This is a genomic window from Prevotella sp. oral taxon 313 (assembly GCF_003043935.1).
In the GTDB taxonomy this organism is placed as follows: domain Bacteria; phylum Bacteroidota; class Bacteroidia; order Bacteroidales; family Bacteroidaceae; genus Prevotella; species Prevotella jejuni.
In genome coordinates this window covers 126,983-141,353 of sequence record NZ_PYXE01000002.1, presented here as the reverse complement: position 1 = coordinate 141,353, position 14,371 = coordinate 126,983, and the positions used below count along the sequence as shown (strand labels likewise).

The following is a 14,371-nucleotide window of genomic DNA, read 5'->3' as shown; positions in this document are numbered from 1 at the left end:
CTATCCGGCTACTTTGTGGTTATTCTTTCTCTTTTTTATCTCGGTGTATTCTTCATAGCTAACTGCATTCTTTCTGTCCTCTTCCATCTTCCTCTCTCGCTCTCTTTGCTCTATCTTTTCTATGATTTGGTTCCTCTCGTCAAAGAAGGTGCGCAAAGCTCGCATAATTCTTACAGCATCTATGCACCCGTACATCTCTCCGTAGTCTCCGTATTTCAATCGCTGAAAGAATAACATCAACTCGGATAGCTTCAAGAAGTAATACCGACTTAGTATCATCTTAGACATCTCTCGAACTACTCCTAACGTCGCTTTGTTTTCTTCCTTCACTCCGACAAAGTTCTGATAGTCGTTCAGCTCTATAATTAACCAGTCAATAGAGACCTGCTCTCCATAATCTCTGCTTACTTCTGCAAGCGTTGGGGCTTTACCGTTAACGCACCTTTCTGGATAAGAATAACATCTCGATTGAAAAGAAGGGTTATACTTCTCCAGTAGCTCTCGTGCCTCCTCTTTGCTTTTACTTATAGTGAGACATGACTTCGTCGATGACCTCTTTATTTCGTGCCTCTCTCTTTGCAGTATTTGTGTCACTGTTTCTACCATACTCTTTGCCTTTTCCGTTTCCGTTCGTTAGCCATCTATTAACCATGCTATCGATACGCTTTATTTTTTGCCCTCCAGTGGTTACCCAGCCCTGGGCGTCATAGTAATAATAAAAGTTCTTTGCCTCCTCTTCACTCATACCCTTATCGGTACATATCTTTAGCACCTCTTCCAGCGTCGGTGTCGTAGGCTCTATTTTCTTAATCGGTTTTGATTTTTTTCTTTTCTCCTCCTTGAATAGTAGGTTAGCCTCAACCTGCTTCTGCACTTTCTTAATTTTCGGTTTAGGCTTTTCAGCCTCCTTCTTCGTCGGGTGCATAGCTTCGTAAAGTTCCATGTCTATTATATAAGATGGCTGCCTCCGTCCATTCCCAGCCTCATAGGCTATTATATTGTTCTCAATAAGACGTTTGCGTGCCGTTATTATCGTTTTAATATTCATTCCTAATAAAGTACACAACATTTCATTTTGAACCTCGCAACGGGTCGGGAAACCTACTATCTTAAAGTATCTCAATATACCGAACCAAAGAGCTATCTGGTAGCTATCCAGCCTCAACGCCTGAACACGCCCCCAGAACCATTCTATACGCTCCTCGTAACTCATGCCTCGATATATTCCTTGATAGCCTTTTGGAACTCCTCCAACGAATGGCACACTACGTATTTGTTTTTCATACGCTTTGCAAGTTTCTCGTATTCTCTCTGGCTCTGTGACTGCTTACCTACAGGCGTCTTCATCTCAATACATAGCGAAGCATAACCACCCATAGGAACTTGAAGTATAAGATCGGCTACACCAGACCTTACGCCCTCGTCTTTCATTATCTTTGCAGTCCATGCGTTTCTTGCTCCTCCATTAGGAACAGCAAAAAACAATGGTTCGATACTCGGATAAGTCTTCCTGAACCACTCTACACACTGCTTTTGTATCTGACTTTCTGTTAACGGTTTCATAATTAGTATTCTCCCCTGAACATATCGAAGGCGGCATCTAACAACATCTGCTGCGTGTTAACCTTCTTTTCTTCTACATTATCAATCGTACCAGTTACTCCGTTGGCTATATCCTTCTTCGTCTGTATGAGTTGATACATATACTCGTCTATCGTCTCCTTTCCCAACAAGTATGTACAGGTAACAGCATTCTTTTGCCCGTTTCTGTGCGCTCTGTCCTCCGCTTGACAACAATCTGAATAAGTCCAAGGGAACTCGATAAACAACACATTAGAGGCTGCTGTAAGCGTTAAGCCTGTACCACCGCTTCGATAGTTTAAGATAATCAGTTTCGTATCTGGGTCCTGTTGGAAAGCATCAACACTTCGTTGCTTTGCTCTGTCATCATCATCACCCGTAACCGTAACAGCCTTTGGGAACTCCTCTTTAAGTTCCTGTACAACCTGCTTTAGAAAGCAGAACACAATCAGTTTTTCGCCTCCGTCTATAGTGTTATGGATGATGTCAATAGCTGCCTTAATCTTTCCTTTTGATGATATCTGCTTTAATATACCCATCTTTACCATTACAGCCCCTCGAATAGCTCTCTGTATCTTATCATCATCTGCCTTCTTGAACTCTCTTAGATACTGGATAACATCTCGTTTTGCCTCGTTGTACTCCTTCCTATTCTCAATATCAACTAACAGATACGAACGTGTCTTGTCTGGTAGCCATTTCAAAACGTCTTTCTTTTGCCTTCTGAAAAAACAAAACTTATTCAAATAGTAGTTAAGTTCCTTTAGGTGGCTTGATTGATTCTCGCCTGCGCAATATCTTTCTTTGAACTTCGTATATCCTCCGAAGTCCTCCAGACGCTCCATAATATTAAGCTGCTGTATAAGGTCGGTATTATTGTTCACTACAGGTGTACCTGTCAACTCCAGTACAAACTCTTTACCCTTAGCAATACCCTGCACGAATTTACTTTGCTGTGTCTTGCTTGATTTGCATTTATGGCTTTCGTCAATGATGACAGACTTAAATAGATTTATCCTCTCGTCAAATTCAACACTCTTTAGCGTAAATCGTTGCTGGCTCTTTACTCTCTTAACAAAGTACTTCTTTAAACTCTCATAGTTCGTAATGAATACCTTTGCTAAAGGTTCTCCTGCGTTATTGCGTGACTGCCAAAATAGCTGCCATGTATTTCTATTGGCGTCGCTTAGTATTACAGCTTGCACACCTCCGAACTTCTTAAACTCTCTCTGCCAGTTTACTTTCAGTGACGCTGGACATATTACCAGTGCTGGCCATGCCCCGCTCGCTGTCATCGTACCAATAGCCTGTGCCGTCTTTCCAAGTCCCGGCTCGTCTCCCATTATGCACCTTTTCTTCTCCAGTGCGTATGCTATACCTTCCTTCTGGTATTCGTATGGTTCAAGCGTCATATTATGCTCTACTTCCAGCTTCGGCATCTCTGGTATCTCGTAGCTCTCTACTGGCTCCTCATCTTTCAACCACTGGACACTATTGCATAGATGGCGTTGTACAGCCCAGTCTGCCATTAGCCTTAAATAGTTCTCATCAGTAGGCGAGACTTCCCAAAATTTACCGTCAGCCCTATAGCGAGCTGACGGTATTCTTTTCACACATGCCACCAATAAAGGCTGGTAATTAAAAACGACCTTGTAGCAGTTAGGAGTTAAGGTAAACGTCATTATATTTAGACGCATCATAAATCTTTAAGCTACTTCTGTTTTCTTTTTCCTTCCTTTCTTCTTTCCTGTAGCGTGCACCTCAATAGATACCTGTGGTACTTCTCCAGCCTCAACACCTGCAAACGGATCGCCTGCTTCATCGAAATTTAATTCGCCTTGTTTCAAGCCCCATTTACGCTCATTAACGTACTGCTCAGCTTCATACCTCACATTGTCGATAGCTAAAGATAACTCTGACAGATACCTATAATTTTCATCGTCTACTGTGGATATTTTCGGTGCATTTAGGTTCATTACGTCTCCTCGGTCCAGTACACGAGTACCAGTTACAATGACCTCATCGCCACTAAACGTTACAGAACCAACAGACATTCGAGTAAAGATACTCTTTTCCTCCCAGCTTCTTTGCTCCTCCAGTTCTTCCAGAGTGTTATTATACGCCTCTCTCTGTTCTGTCAACATAGCCAGATGGGGAACGAGGGTTTTAATCGCCTCCTTGAAGTCCTTGTGCACAATGTTAGCACCTACCATCGTAATGGTATCTCCATCACGATTAGAATACACCACATTAAGCGTATTCTGCTTTGTTAATTGAATTTTCTTAAAGTCCATTTCACTTGTTTTAATTTAGACATTATATTGCTGATAAAAAGCCTCAAAGTACCTATCATCTGGTATAGGTAGCATTATACCAAGTTCACTTGCTGCATCCGCCTGTATCTTGTTCAAAAACTCTGTCATCTGTGTAGTATTAAGCATAGATGATGTCTCGTACACCTTCTCTACCTTTTCTCCAACTCGGATGACTTTACACAAGAACTTCTTGCAGTAATACATGTAGATGTCATTCTTATCCGTTCCAGTACTATTCTCAATACACTTAAACCACATCCACATTAAATCGTTTTGATTTATCGTTCTTTTCTCACTAACACGCTTCAATATCAGTGAGTAGCTACCATTTTTTAACGTTGAAAAAAGATAGTCGAGATCCGTATCTAACGAAACCCGACCATCTCGCTTCTCAACTTTTACAACTTTCATTAAAATGGTAAATCATCTTCGGGGGCGGGTGGGAACAGTGCACCCGTATTTGGTTGTGTATAGCCTCCCTGTTGGTTGTTAGCTGGTTTCTGCTGTACAGGCTGCTGTGGAACTGTAGCCTGTTGAGGTTGCGTATAACCTCCATAAGGCTGCACAACCCCTTGCCATTGCGGGTCTACATTCTGTGCTGGGGCTGCTCCTACATTCTGCTGTTGCCCCTGTGGTATAGTCATTAATACCATACTATCTGCGACAATATCCGTCGTATACACATCAACCCCTTGCTGGTTCTTATACGTTTTGTAGGTAATCATTCCATCTACGGCTATCTTCATTCCCTTCTTTACGTAATTACCCGCAAAGTCTGCAAGGTTATTCCACGCTACAATACGGTGCCATTGTGTTACCTCTGGTACATCCGTACCATCTTTCTTTTTGTAACCACCAGTAGACGTTGCAAGTGAAATCTGTGCATAATGTACACCTTGTTGCGTCTGCCGTAGTTCGGCATCCTTTCCAACTACGCCTATAAGGCTAACTGAATTCTTACTCCGTGCCATATCATAATACGTTAATCGTTATACTTCCTTTGACTTTTGACACTTTCAAGCACTCTTTGTATACATCCGGGTACATCTTCTTTACCTTTGCCGTATCTATACTCTCACGTGTGCTATCCAGCTTACGAACTATCTGTATTCGTTCGCTTTGCCACTTCTTTACGTTGTGCTCTTCCATGAGATTGTATAAGCCTTCTTTCAGCTCTTTCTTTCTCTCTTCCATCTGCTTTAGCTGGGTTTCGATTTTAATTATCTCGTCCTCGGCATCCTTCAGCGTAGCTGGTAAAGCCTCCTCGATAGGCTCTAATTCTGTAGAAGTCTCTTTAGCTCCGAAATACTTCTCTCTGTATGGTGTTGAATCTTCCTTTGCGAGGTATGCCTTAACTATCTTCTTACAATCAGTTGCACTGATACGGTTAAGTTCCATCAGTTCCGCCTTTCCGTATTGTTCTTTTGGCAGCCAGACAACAAACAATCGTCCAGCCTTCTTGCCCTTGTTACACTTTTCGAACAGATAAGCGTAAATAGCCAACTGCAACGATACATTGTTTTTGTGTATCTTGCTCGTAGTCTTGATGTCAGCCAGCGGATAGCAGCCTTTCTCGTCCTCATCGAAGACAACATCAATACTCGAAGCTATATTCTTTCCATCATCTACGAGATACTCGTTTTCAGCCGTTGTAAGCCCGTTTTCTTTCTTTAGCCTTACATACTCCTTAACCTCTGGCAAATCATCTCCAAAACCGCAATTATCGTATTGCTCGCACTTCTTGTGAATAAGCGAACCATGCTCGGCTGCCTTCTCTAATACAGACTGCGGGATGTCCTTATAGGTGTCTGGGAACATCCACTTGACAATTGCCGTAACACCACTCAATCGTACACCATTCAAAGTGTACGTATGTGCACCTTCATCAAAGATGACAGGGCTTTTCTTTAATTCTATCTTTTTTTTCATCTTACTTCACTCTGATAATTCGTTAATAACATCGCCTAAGTCATTAATATATCTGTTCCCGTATTCATCATCTGCAGGGAAAAGATATGAAAAATCTATATAGTTATTGTTGCATCCATATCCATCTCCAGATGGTGAAAAAGCTAAGCATTCTTTAACCTTGTCATATTCCTCTTTCTCGATCAAAGATGTTACTTCTTTAAGGCGTTTAACAACTTCTATCTTTAGTTTCTCCTTGTACTTGCTTGAAACTAATTTATTTGCTTCTTCATCATTAAAGCCTGCATCTAACAATAGCTCGATAAAGTCTCTACGAAAGTCTTTATGTAATATATTCTTTTCCATAGTTACGCTGCTTTTTCAATTTTCTTTGACTGCTTCGTGCACGCATCAACAAATACAGGGTCTTTCTTTAGACCCGGATAGAGATTATAAGTATCCTCCAGCTCCTTCCGTGTCGTAGCTCTCTTTACTCGGTCGATAGCCTCTGCACGCACATCATCCAACTCGCTCGAGTTACCCCAAGTATAACGTACCTCTCCTTTATCATCCTTGATTTCGATAAAGGATACTCTACGCTGGTCATCATATTCTATAGTCGACACGACAAATCTCGGTTTTGGCTGTCGCTTTCCATTATACCCAGACTTCCATTCGTCTTCCTTTAGGTTAATCCAGACAAATGGACACGTGTAAAGTTCACGACCAATACCCCAGTTAACACAAGCACGCTTAAAAGCATCAGACGCTTGCCCCTTCTCTTTCTCTGTATAGCTTTCGGTTCCTACGTCTTGTTTTGTCACCCACTCGCCATTATCAGATAGCACGGCTACCGTACAGAATAGACTGCCGTTAATCAATTCATGGCTGCGCTTCCATTTTTCCGGTCCGACAACCTCATCAAGTAGCGTCATATCTACTCTCGCATTCTTGTACATTAGAAGGCTGCACCCTTTGCCATCCGTAACTGCTCCGACCCTACACTCTATCTCGTCTGCATGTAAGGTTCTAAAATTTAATTTATCCATACGCTTAATTAATTAAAAATCGTAGGTACGGCGGTATCGAACCGCCCAGACAATCACTTGCCCGCACCCTGCTGCACCTTCCAATACTTCAAAATAAACTAAAAAAAGACTCTCACAAAAGTGAAAGCTATTCGTTTCTCCTGTTTAATCTCCTTACCAGATAGCCTGCACAAAGCGTAGCCCCTGCAGAAATGATTAACGCACCTCCAGCAGCTATCGCAGCAATGATAATACAGATAGCTATCAGATTAACTAATAGCACCGTACCTCTCGTTACTGGCTCTTCCATGATTTTGGTATAGAGTTCGCTCTGCTCGTCAAGCCAACTAACGACCTTGTTTTTATTTATCTTCCTTGTTTTCATTTTGCTCTTGCATATCGTAGGACATCGGCAGCGTTTACCAACCATTTGCCGTTCTGGGCTTCTCCGTTGCCCTTCTCGGCTCTAATCTTTCCAGCAGTGATTAGCCTTTCCAGTCTGGCACGACCTCCTACTATCTTCTCGCTGAACCTCAATCCAAATGTTTTACTATTCATTACTCGCATTATGATCAAGAGCTTTTCACTATCCGTAATCATGTAGTTTCCCATTTCTTGACCTTATTTCAGTTCTCGCACGTCTCGACATCCTACATCTTCGTAAATCTCCTCCGTTGTTCGTTACTTGCAGAACGACGAAAAGCAAACTAAAGAGTATCTCGATACCATGCTTTCGTATCTCCTTGAGGTCAAAGTTTATCTTTAACCTCGCACAAACCATCCACCATAACAGCTCGGTATCTTTCGATATACCAAGTTTCCTGTAGATTGTTTTCTTTTGCGTCTTCACCGTCCAATAGCTTTTGCACAACTTATCGGCTACTTCCTTATCAGAATAGCCTTTGCAGTACTCCAGTATCAGACGGTGTTCTGCTTCAGATAGTACAGCTTTAGGATATTCTGGTGACTTCTACCACCAGCCCCAAAGTCTTCATCTGAAATTTCCATCCTTCACGTCGCTTTATCGCAGAAATACGCCCTGTGGTAACTCTTACCACATCCAGACGCTCTATCGGCCATATTTCCGTATCTCCTACCTTCATTCTCTTTAAGGTAGGCATAACCGGTTTATTCTCTTCTACCATCGCTCAATCAATTTGTTTGTTAACTTCTTAATGTCGTCTACATCCTCCTTCATCTTCTTAATCTTATTAACATTCTTCATCCAGTAATCTTTATAATCATTAGCAGCTTTTTTGTAAGCCTCCGTCAAGTACTCCTGACCTTTTAACTGATTAGTAAGATCGTCAACCTTCTTCTGTAACTCTTCATTCTCTTTCTGTAACTCTGCTACATCAGTAGTCTTTTTCTTTTCTTCCATAACTATTTTGAATTTAATTAATAATACTTGTGACTGGCTGACCTACTACGGTCTGTTTGTGTTACTATTCTTCGCACTATGCTGTCGAGTTCAACGACGCCAGCCTATTTTGTTACTTAGCTCCTTGTTACTTTCTTCCCCGCTGCTTGCCTCGACCCTTATAGGGCTGCTTGCTTCTACGGTTGGCCTCTGCTTCATCGCTATACTTGGATATTATTTCAATCCTGCAATTTACAGCCCCATCAGGCAGGGGAACCGCTACATTATGCGTAGCCTTCGTGGCAAAGGTGGATTCGAACCACCATCGAGCCTCATACTCTTTTGCCTTGGTGATTAAGGCTCACCTCGCCCGATTGTTGTGGTACAATTCTAAACCACCCGCTTTCAGTCATTTTTATTTTTGAGAGATGGCTCAAAGGGTTTCCCCGAAAATCTGTACTCTCTGCGCTGTGGGTGTCTCGGAGTTGAACCAAGTAGCCAGCCTTTAACTGAACACCCTGTATAGTGGTTAATTAGTGTGCGTAATAAGTTACCTTCAACCCCCTTCTTAATTTGCATACGCATTTATCTTGACCTGACTTGTAAGCTCTTTCAATCTGCTTGTTTGCATGCTCTGTTCCTATCAGAAGGATGAGCCCTGAAACTCCTACCAGTTTATCAACCTTCTTGCCTTCCTCCGTATATCCGTAAACTTTAATCTTAAAGTCTCGATTTATCTCTCGTGTGCTGTACTGTAATTTTGTTGCTTTCATAAGAAGTCTTTTAAAGTATGCCCCTTATCGGGGCATATTAGTTTACCTGATAGCATTTCTGAATATTTCACAAGCCTTATTGTTATCAACTCCTAACTTTTTCATTATAAGTTGGATGTACATATCTACATCACTCTTGTTATTGATAAGACCTTTAACAAAATCTGCAAGGATAAAATCTTGCACCATTCTTGTTTTTGCTAACTTTGCTGTAACTTTAATTGCTTTCATATTCAAGTCTTTTTTTTTATTTACCCCGTTTGAGGTATTGTTTATTTTTGTTTGTTTCAAAGTTTATTTGTATCTTTGTTTCAGAATTACAGTGCAAAGATAAGAACAAAAATTATTATTGCAAGAAAAATAATAATAAAAGTTCTTCTATTTAACTCTTATTAAGAATTAAAGTTATTATTATGAACAGAAATGATAGACTTAAAGAAGCTTTTGAGTTCTTACGTAGCAATGGGAAAGTTCATACCCAGAAGGACTTAGCAGTACAAATGGGTGCGACACGCCCAAATGTATCTGGCGCATTTAAGGGTGATCCGAAAATATTAACGGATAATTTTATTAAGCGCTTCAATCATGCCTATGATGATATCTTTAATCTTAATTGGTTGCTTGATGGAGAAGGCGATATGCTGAACATACAAGCAGACGATATAAATAGCATCACACAGATAAATGTAGCACACGAGGATAGACCAAGAGTGTCGCACACAAGCGGACGACCCTATTACAATGTAGACTTTATTGGAGGTTTTGATTTAGTTCTCAACGACCAAACTATCGTACCAGAGTATAACATTGACTTCGCACCATACAATCAAGATGGGGTGGTGTGGTGCAATATCACAGGAAACTCTATGCAACCAAAAATATCACATGGCGATATAATCGCTATTAAAGAAGTCGTAGGCTGGCAGGACTACCTAAGCATGGGAGAGATATACGCTGTCGTGACGGCTAACCACCTACGCACCGTTAAAATTATACGACAAGGCAAGTCAGAAGGTACACTGCGATTCATACCTATCAATACGGCAGAATTTGACGAGCAGGAAGTACCAATCAAGATGATTACACGTGTCTTCGAGGTGCTTGGATGCATGAAAAGGCTATAAATGGCGTATAATCGCTTAAAATAGTAGCAGACACACAAACACCCACAACGTAATAAATAACATCACAACGGCAAAGAAAACCGTATCTATAACAATAAATAATGAAGTTATGGAAGGAAACGAAGTAAGAAAAGCCCTGCAAGATAATCATATTAACCTTGCTTGGCTTGCAGAAGAGTGGGGGATAACCCCGCAGGCTCTATCAGCAAGGCTAAACGTTAAGATGTTTAAGCGCGGATATCTTATAGAGATAACACAGATACTCGGTAAAGACATCTTCGGAATAGGCATAAAAACAGAGCAACAACCAGTACTGAATATCTCGGCTAATTCTACTGCCAGCCTCAACGCTGGTAATTACCCTGTCATCGAGTATGTATCCGTGCCTTACTTCTCTGGGTGTGTAGGTATCCACTATCTAAGATATGACGCTGAGCCGAGATACATGTTTGGCGATACCATCTTCTTACAAGAAGCTACTAACGTCATGCCTGGGCAAATATACCTGTTTTTCACCGGCTCTGATTGGTTCATCCGTAGAGCACTCTTAACTGATAAAAGCGGAACCTACAATCTCGTTGCTCTTAATTCTTACTATCCAGATTACGAGGTTAAGAAAAAAGATATACTACAGATGTACAAGATCGTCGGCACAATTTCACGAGAGCAAACATAAATTTTTCTCGCGCACACGCATATAATAACTATATATTATATTATAAATATATTATATATATAATTTATATAATAAACTATATTAAGAAAGAGAGTATAAGAGAAAGAAAAAGCAGCGTTTCAATACCAAATACGGAACTGAAAGCAGCGTTTCAATACCAAATACGGAACTGAAAGCAGCGTTTCAATACCAAATACGGAACTGAAAGCAGCGTTTCAATACCAAATACGGAACTGAAAGCAGCGTTTCAATACCAAATACGGAACTGAAAGCAGCGTTTCAATAAAACAATTACAATATGAAAAAGTACTTACTTATCTTTATGCTATCAGTCACAAGTATGGCATACGCACAAAAAGCACATCCAGCATACTGCGAGGTTATGGCTTACAACTTCTGGGGTGTTGGAAAAGTTTACATAACTATTGACCTCGGAGCAGAACGCAATGGTACTATATGCGACAATAACCAGAAGCCGGTAAAATTTAATTCTCATATAGACGCACTTAACTATATGGCAAAGTTAGGATGGCGAGTAAAAGATACTTATTTCTTATCTGAATTAAAAGATAAGGTATTACACTTCTTACTTGTTAAAGATGTAATTGATGATTCTCAAATAAGCGAAGGGATATACGTAAAACCAAAGAAGACAAAAGAGCCATATAAACCTGGAAAAGATGGCGATGGTGTCTATTAAAATTCCATCAACTCGCAATAAAACGAATATATCATAAAAAAGATAAGCAGCGTAATAACTTACATATCAGTATATAACATCATTTCACTCGGATAGCCTTCTAAGCTGTGGGTCTTGGGTTCGAATCCCAACGGAATCACTGAGTGTTATAAGAGGAATATCCGCAAGGATGTTCCTTTTTTTTATTTTTATTATCAGAGTGTTTATAGTGTTACAAGCTAAAGTACTGGTGGCATCGATAATAAAGAGGATTTTTTATTAGGCTTATTAATTCTTACTGATAGCTACTTTTATTTACCAATATTTGTTTATCTTTGTTTATTGGATGATATTACTTGTTATACAAATATTGCGGTCTTGTGATTAATATATAGCTAACTTCTCTTTATGAGAATTCCCAGGAACGTACGACGTCTATGTATTAGATGTTTGATATAGAGTCTAATGGAATAAGAGCTGTTTATCATAAAGCTATTGGAGATAGCTTTAATATAAGTCATGAAGGATAATCTGATAGATTCAGATATTTAAGAACAAATAAGATGGTTATGATGGACTGGTATCAAATAAAGAAACATATATATTATACTAATGATGATTATGTAAGAGATATAATTGTTTTTCATCTTAAGAGAGGTGCTATGACAGCTATCTACAACTATATCTGTAAAACCCCTTTCCTCTCTATGGAAGAGAGTATTAAAGATTTTGCAGACTGTATAGAACATGGTGTTCATAATCAAATAATAACTGTTTTCTTATATAATAAACCTGTTATTAGATGGTACTTAAATAGTACAGAACAATTAGAAATGGATATTGATGTTCGGTTTGTAAATAGTTTGAATGTTCACAATAAGATTTGTGAATTTCTCACAGGCTTATCTCGTTTAATCGACGATGATATCTATATATTAGATGATGTTATTAAGGAAAAGCCTTTAATCTTAATGGCTTTTAAGCCTCAGACACCACCTCAAATAATAGAAGGTAATCTACGTTTACAGCAAGAGACTTAAACAATATATAAAATCCTTTTGTGAAACAATGTTGATTCATTACCTTTGTTGTCAAAAGGTAGATTCAATCTGTAGGAGAAGTAAACCACTGAATGTATAAGAATTCAACTCTATCATTTCTTTCACGCCATTCTGTATAGTTGAGTTGGCCTAATGAAGGTATAGGCTTCGGGGCTTTTTGCAAGGGAGTTTGGCAACTATTGGCTCTATAGAGTTGGTATTGACCCCTCTTTTTTCATTTGAAAATAACAGTCTAACAAAGTGTAATAAGAGGATGGAGAAGCCTATACTTGGAATAAGCAGTGTGAACGTCTGCAGGTGATGAACCTTACAGCGGATGGTCAGACTGTGATGGAGAACAGGTATCAGTATGATGCTGTGGATAATATCCTCGGTATCACGAATGCTGCCAACCCAACGTCGCTGACGAAACTCAACAAGGCGAAGCTGGGAGGAAAGAGTTCGCATACGTATGAGTATGGCGAACTGAACCGCCTTGTTCATGCAAACGGTAAGGCTAAGCGTGCATCGTATGATATGGCGATGTCGTTCGGACGGATGAGTGAGCCGCTGACGAAGGTGCAGAAGGTGGACTCAACGACAACTGCTAAGTCTTATAACTTTGCTTATAAGTATGAGGACAGTAACCACCCAACTGCTCCAACGCAGATAGGACATGATTATTACACCTACGATTCCAAAGGTTGTCCTATGCTGGAATTGAATAGTACAACGAATGGTCCCGCAAGATGTCCCTAATCTTACAAGACAAAAGTTCTTTGATTCAAGGATAACTTTAAGCCACATAGATGTCATGATGTATGCATAATGTAAATGGAAAGAAACGTATCTTATAAAGGCAATCATTGTTCTTATTAATATATGTATAGAGTGTCGCTTATAAGGGACCGAGATGGTAAACCCTATTATACAAATATGTGTGACATTGATAATTATAATGCAGGGAGTGTAGGCTGGTAGAGCAGGACGAGGTTGGACTATTTCATGTAAAGCCTTGGAGGCATTAGAGAGCTATTAGTAAGATATACATAGTAAAAATACCATGGTTTACTAATTTGTAGAATAGGCTGGTGTTAACAGAGGCAATAAAGTTTACAGGTAAGGACAATACTATAAGCAAAGGATGCTACAAAAAGGGTATGAACTTACTTGGAAAAGAATCTATGACTTTCAAAGTCTTTCTTTAAATATGTTTTATATAAGATGAGAAAATATGTAGTATTTTTAATTATACTCATAGTATCCCTGATGTTGTTTTACGAAAGTAGACATTTCTATAAAATAGGGGATAGAACTTTAACTGTTTGGAAAACGAACAATGGATGTTTTGTCATACCATATTCGTATTATGGGATTCTTCCACCTCAAAAGAATTATCTTAAACTATCTAATATTGGTACAGTCCATATCTTTATCGTACCTAACGATAGCTTATATATTTTTGCAGAACCATATAGTGATGGTTACAGTGAATTGAGTAATCAAATGAATAACTCTAAAATGATTACCTATTCGGCAGACACTCCGAATGCAATAGTACAGAGTAAATTATGGGTAGATTCTTTTGAGAAGTTTAGAAAACAGTATCCCTACATTTCTGTAGATGCGAGATATATGGATGTGTTGATAAAGGGACAATAACTCTTATAGAGCTTTATTTATTCTGAAATATACTTTTAGTTCGATGATTTAAGCTACGACTCTTGAATACCGTGTGTTGTTGATGACTTATCCTAATGGTGACGTAGTAATTTATCACTACAATACCGTAGGATAGGTGGTGTGCTTGACGAGCAATAGACAGGTCAGTAGAGTGTTATAGTTGACAGGGTAGGTTACGACAAGGTGGTCAGACTTAGTGACAAT

At 39.6% G+C, this 14,371-nt stretch carries 22 protein-coding genes; 6 read left to right on the top strand and 16 right to left on the bottom strand.

All coding sequences use genetic code 11. The annotated features are described in order from the left end of the window. From AXF23_RS14775 to AXF23_RS14695, 16 genes are all read right to left on the bottom strand, one after another. On the bottom strand, positions 1-330 hold the full coding sequence (locus tag AXF23_RS14775; RefSeq protein WP_146156757.1) for a DUF6633 family protein: 330 nt from the start codon (positions 328-330) through the stop codon (positions 1-3). Between the two features lie 190 nt (positions 331-520). Continuing rightward, positions 521-1,213 carry a helix-turn-helix domain-containing protein gene (locus AXF23_RS14770; protein ID WP_107626002.1) on the bottom strand — a complete coding sequence of 231 codons (693 nt, stop codon included), beginning with the start codon at positions 1,211-1,213 and terminating at the stop codon, positions 521-523. Continuing rightward, positions 1,210-1,563 (bottom strand): VRR-NUC domain-containing protein, encoded by a 354-nt coding sequence (locus AXF23_RS14765; protein ID WP_107626001.1) that lies wholly within the window; start codon positions 1,561-1,563, stop codon positions 1,210-1,212. The genes AXF23_RS14770 and AXF23_RS14765 overlap by 4 nt, the downstream gene beginning before the upstream one ends. Before the next feature lie 2 nt (positions 1,564-1,565). Next, positions 1,566-3,281 carry a DEAD/DEAH box helicase gene (locus tag AXF23_RS14760; protein WP_233251345.1) on the bottom strand — a complete coding sequence of 572 codons (1,716 nt, stop codon included), beginning with the start codon at positions 3,279-3,281 and terminating at the stop codon, positions 1,566-1,568. Positions 3,282-3,287: 6 nt separating this feature from the next. After that, complete coding sequence (locus tag AXF23_RS14755; protein WP_107626000.1) at positions 3,288-3,875, bottom strand: hypothetical protein; 588 nt, start codon at positions 3,873-3,875, stop codon at positions 3,288-3,290. Positions 3,876-3,890: 15 nt separating this feature from the next. Further along, positions 3,891-4,307, bottom strand: coding sequence for a NinB/YbcN family protein (locus AXF23_RS14750; RefSeq protein WP_107625999.1), 417 nt, complete (start codon positions 4,305-4,307; stop codon positions 3,891-3,893). Continuing rightward, a complete protein-coding gene (gene ssb, locus AXF23_RS14745; RefSeq protein WP_107625998.1) occupies positions 4,307-4,867 on the bottom strand; it encodes a single-stranded DNA-binding protein in 561 nt (186 codons plus the stop codon). The genes AXF23_RS14750 and ssb overlap by 1 nt, the downstream gene beginning before the upstream one ends. Position 4,868: 1 nt before the next feature. Then, complete coding sequence (locus AXF23_RS14740; RefSeq protein ID WP_107625997.1) at positions 4,869-5,825, bottom strand: hypothetical protein; 957 nt, start codon at positions 5,823-5,825, stop codon at positions 4,869-4,871. 6 nt (positions 5,826-5,831) lie between these two features. Continuing rightward, complete coding sequence (locus AXF23_RS14735) at positions 5,832-6,170, bottom strand: hypothetical protein (protein WP_107625996.1); 339 nt, start codon at positions 6,168-6,170, stop codon at positions 5,832-5,834. A 2-nt stretch (positions 6,171-6,172) separates the two neighbouring features. After that, positions 6,173-6,853, bottom strand: coding sequence for a Rad52/Rad22 family DNA repair protein (locus tag AXF23_RS14730; RefSeq protein ID WP_199222215.1), 681 nt, complete (start codon positions 6,851-6,853; stop codon positions 6,173-6,175). Positions 6,854-6,980: 127 nt separating this feature from the next. After that, positions 6,981-7,217, bottom strand: coding sequence for a hypothetical protein (locus tag AXF23_RS14725; RefSeq protein ID WP_107625995.1), 237 nt, complete (start codon positions 7,215-7,217; stop codon positions 6,981-6,983). Next, positions 7,214-7,390: a hypothetical protein gene (locus tag AXF23_RS14720; RefSeq protein WP_233251344.1), complete on the bottom strand. Its 177-nt coding sequence runs from the start codon at positions 7,388-7,390 to the stop codon at positions 7,214-7,216. The genes AXF23_RS14725 and AXF23_RS14720 overlap by 4 nt, the downstream gene beginning before the upstream one ends. Before the next feature lie 28 nt (positions 7,391-7,418). After that, entirely contained in the window at positions 7,419-7,748 is a 330-nt protein-coding gene (locus tag AXF23_RS14715; protein WP_233251354.1) for a helix-turn-helix transcriptional regulator, read from the bottom strand. A gap of 222 nt (positions 7,749-7,970) precedes the next feature. Next, a complete protein-coding gene (locus AXF23_RS14705) occupies positions 7,971-8,213 on the bottom strand; it encodes a hypothetical protein (protein ID WP_107625992.1) in 243 nt (80 codons plus the stop codon). A 512-nt stretch (positions 8,214-8,725) separates the two neighbouring features. Further along, entirely contained in the window at positions 8,726-8,965 is a 240-nt protein-coding gene (locus AXF23_RS14700; RefSeq protein ID WP_107625991.1) for a ribosomal large subunit pseudouridine synthase B, read from the bottom strand. A 42-nt stretch (positions 8,966-9,007) separates the two neighbouring features. Continuing rightward, positions 9,008-9,196, bottom strand: a complete 189-nt coding sequence (locus AXF23_RS14695) for a hypothetical protein (protein ID WP_146156756.1) — start codon at positions 9,194-9,196, stop codon at positions 9,008-9,010. A 182-nt stretch (positions 9,197-9,378) separates the two neighbouring features. On the opposite strand from AXF23_RS14695, the gene AXF23_RS14690 reads away from it, so the two are divergent. The 6 genes from AXF23_RS14690 to AXF23_RS14665 all read left to right on the top strand — a co-directional run bounded on the left by AXF23_RS14690 (position 9,379) and on the right by AXF23_RS14665 (position 14,146). Next, a complete protein-coding gene (locus AXF23_RS14690) occupies positions 9,379-10,089 on the top strand; it encodes a S24 family peptidase (protein WP_233251343.1) in 711 nt (236 codons plus the stop codon). 109 nt (positions 10,090-10,198) lie between these two features. Then, positions 10,199-10,765, top strand: coding sequence for a S24 family peptidase (locus tag AXF23_RS14685; protein ID WP_107625989.1), 567 nt, complete (start codon positions 10,199-10,201; stop codon positions 10,763-10,765). 298 nt (positions 10,766-11,063) lie between these two features. After that, positions 11,064-11,465: a hypothetical protein gene (locus AXF23_RS14680; protein WP_107625988.1), complete on the top strand. Its 402-nt coding sequence runs from the start codon at positions 11,064-11,066 to the stop codon at positions 11,463-11,465. A 548-nt stretch (positions 11,466-12,013) separates the two neighbouring features. Further along, positions 12,014-12,484, top strand: a complete 471-nt coding sequence (locus tag AXF23_RS14675; RefSeq protein WP_146156755.1) for a hypothetical protein — start codon at positions 12,014-12,016, stop codon at positions 12,482-12,484. Between the two features lie 318 nt (positions 12,485-12,802). Next, positions 12,803-13,243 (top strand): hypothetical protein, encoded by a 441-nt coding sequence (locus AXF23_RS14670; protein WP_370445519.1) that lies wholly within the window; start codon positions 12,803-12,805, stop codon positions 13,241-13,243. A gap of 465 nt (positions 13,244-13,708) precedes the next feature. Continuing rightward, positions 13,709-14,146, top strand: coding sequence for a hypothetical protein (locus AXF23_RS14665; protein ID WP_107625986.1), 438 nt, complete (start codon positions 13,709-13,711; stop codon positions 14,144-14,146). The last annotated feature ends 225 nt before the right edge of the window (positions 14,147-14,371 follow it).

What these genes read in the sequence shown, in the direction of transcription:
- AXF23_RS14700 (WP_107625991.1), bottom strand. Translation starts at nt 8,965, where the DNA reads ATGAAAGCAACAAAATTACAGTACAGCACACGAGAGATAAATCGAGAC.
- AXF23_RS14675 (WP_146156755.1), top strand. Translation starts at nt 12,014, where the DNA reads ATGATGGACTGGTATCAAATAAAGAAACATATATATTATACTAATGAT.
- AXF23_RS14735 (WP_107625996.1), bottom strand. Translation starts at nt 6,170, where the DNA reads ATGGAAAAGAATATATTACATAAAGACTTTCGTAGAGACTTTATCGAG.
- AXF23_RS14685 (WP_107625989.1), top strand. Translation starts at nt 10,199, where the DNA reads ATGGAAGGAAACGAAGTAAGAAAAGCCCTGCAAGATAATCATATTAAC.
- AXF23_RS14760 (WP_233251345.1), bottom strand. Translation starts at nt 3,281, where the DNA reads ATGATGCGTCTAAATATAATGACGTTTACCTTAACTCCTAACTGCTAC.
- AXF23_RS14680 (WP_107625988.1), top strand. Translation starts at nt 11,064, where the DNA reads ATGAAAAAGTACTTACTTATCTTTATGCTATCAGTCACAAGTATGGCA.
- AXF23_RS14720 (WP_233251344.1), bottom strand. Translation starts at nt 7,390, where the DNA reads ATGAATAGTAAAACATTTGGATTGAGGTTCAGCGAGAAGATAGTAGGA.
- AXF23_RS14665 (WP_107625986.1), top strand. Translation starts at nt 13,709, where the DNA reads ATGAGAAAATATGTAGTATTTTTAATTATACTCATAGTATCCCTGATG.
- ssb (WP_107625998.1), bottom strand. Translation starts at nt 4,867, where the DNA reads ATGGCACGGAGTAAGAATTCAGTTAGCCTTATAGGCGTAGTTGGAAAG.
- AXF23_RS14730 (WP_199222215.1), bottom strand. Translation starts at nt 6,853, where the DNA reads ATGGATAAATTAAATTTTAGAACCTTACATGCAGACGAGATAGAGTGT.
- AXF23_RS14770 (WP_107626002.1), bottom strand. Translation starts at nt 1,213, where the DNA reads ATGAGTTACGAGGAGCGTATAGAATGGTTCTGGGGGCGTGTTCAGGCG.
- AXF23_RS14765 (WP_107626001.1), bottom strand. Translation starts at nt 1,563, where the DNA reads ATGAAACCGTTAACAGAAAGTCAGATACAAAAGCAGTGTGTAGAGTGG.
- AXF23_RS14705 (WP_107625992.1), bottom strand. Translation starts at nt 8,213, where the DNA reads ATGGAAGAAAAGAAAAAGACTACTGATGTAGCAGAGTTACAGAAAGAG.
- AXF23_RS14755 (WP_107626000.1), bottom strand. Translation starts at nt 3,875, where the DNA reads ATGGACTTTAAGAAAATTCAATTAACAAAGCAGAATACGCTTAATGTG.
- AXF23_RS14725 (WP_107625995.1), bottom strand. Translation starts at nt 7,217, where the DNA reads ATGAAAACAAGGAAGATAAATAAAAACAAGGTCGTTAGTTGGCTTGAC.
- AXF23_RS14690 (WP_233251343.1), top strand. Translation starts at nt 9,379, where the DNA reads ATGAACAGAAATGATAGACTTAAAGAAGCTTTTGAGTTCTTACGTAGC.
- AXF23_RS14695 (WP_146156756.1), bottom strand. Translation starts at nt 9,196, where the DNA reads ATGAAAGCAATTAAAGTTACAGCAAAGTTAGCAAAAACAAGAATGGTG.
- AXF23_RS14740 (WP_107625997.1), bottom strand. Translation starts at nt 5,825, where the DNA reads ATGAAAAAAAAGATAGAATTAAAGAAAAGCCCTGTCATCTTTGATGAA.
- AXF23_RS14750 (WP_107625999.1), bottom strand. Translation starts at nt 4,307, where the DNA reads ATGAAAGTTGTAAAAGTTGAGAAGCGAGATGGTCGGGTTTCGTTAGAT.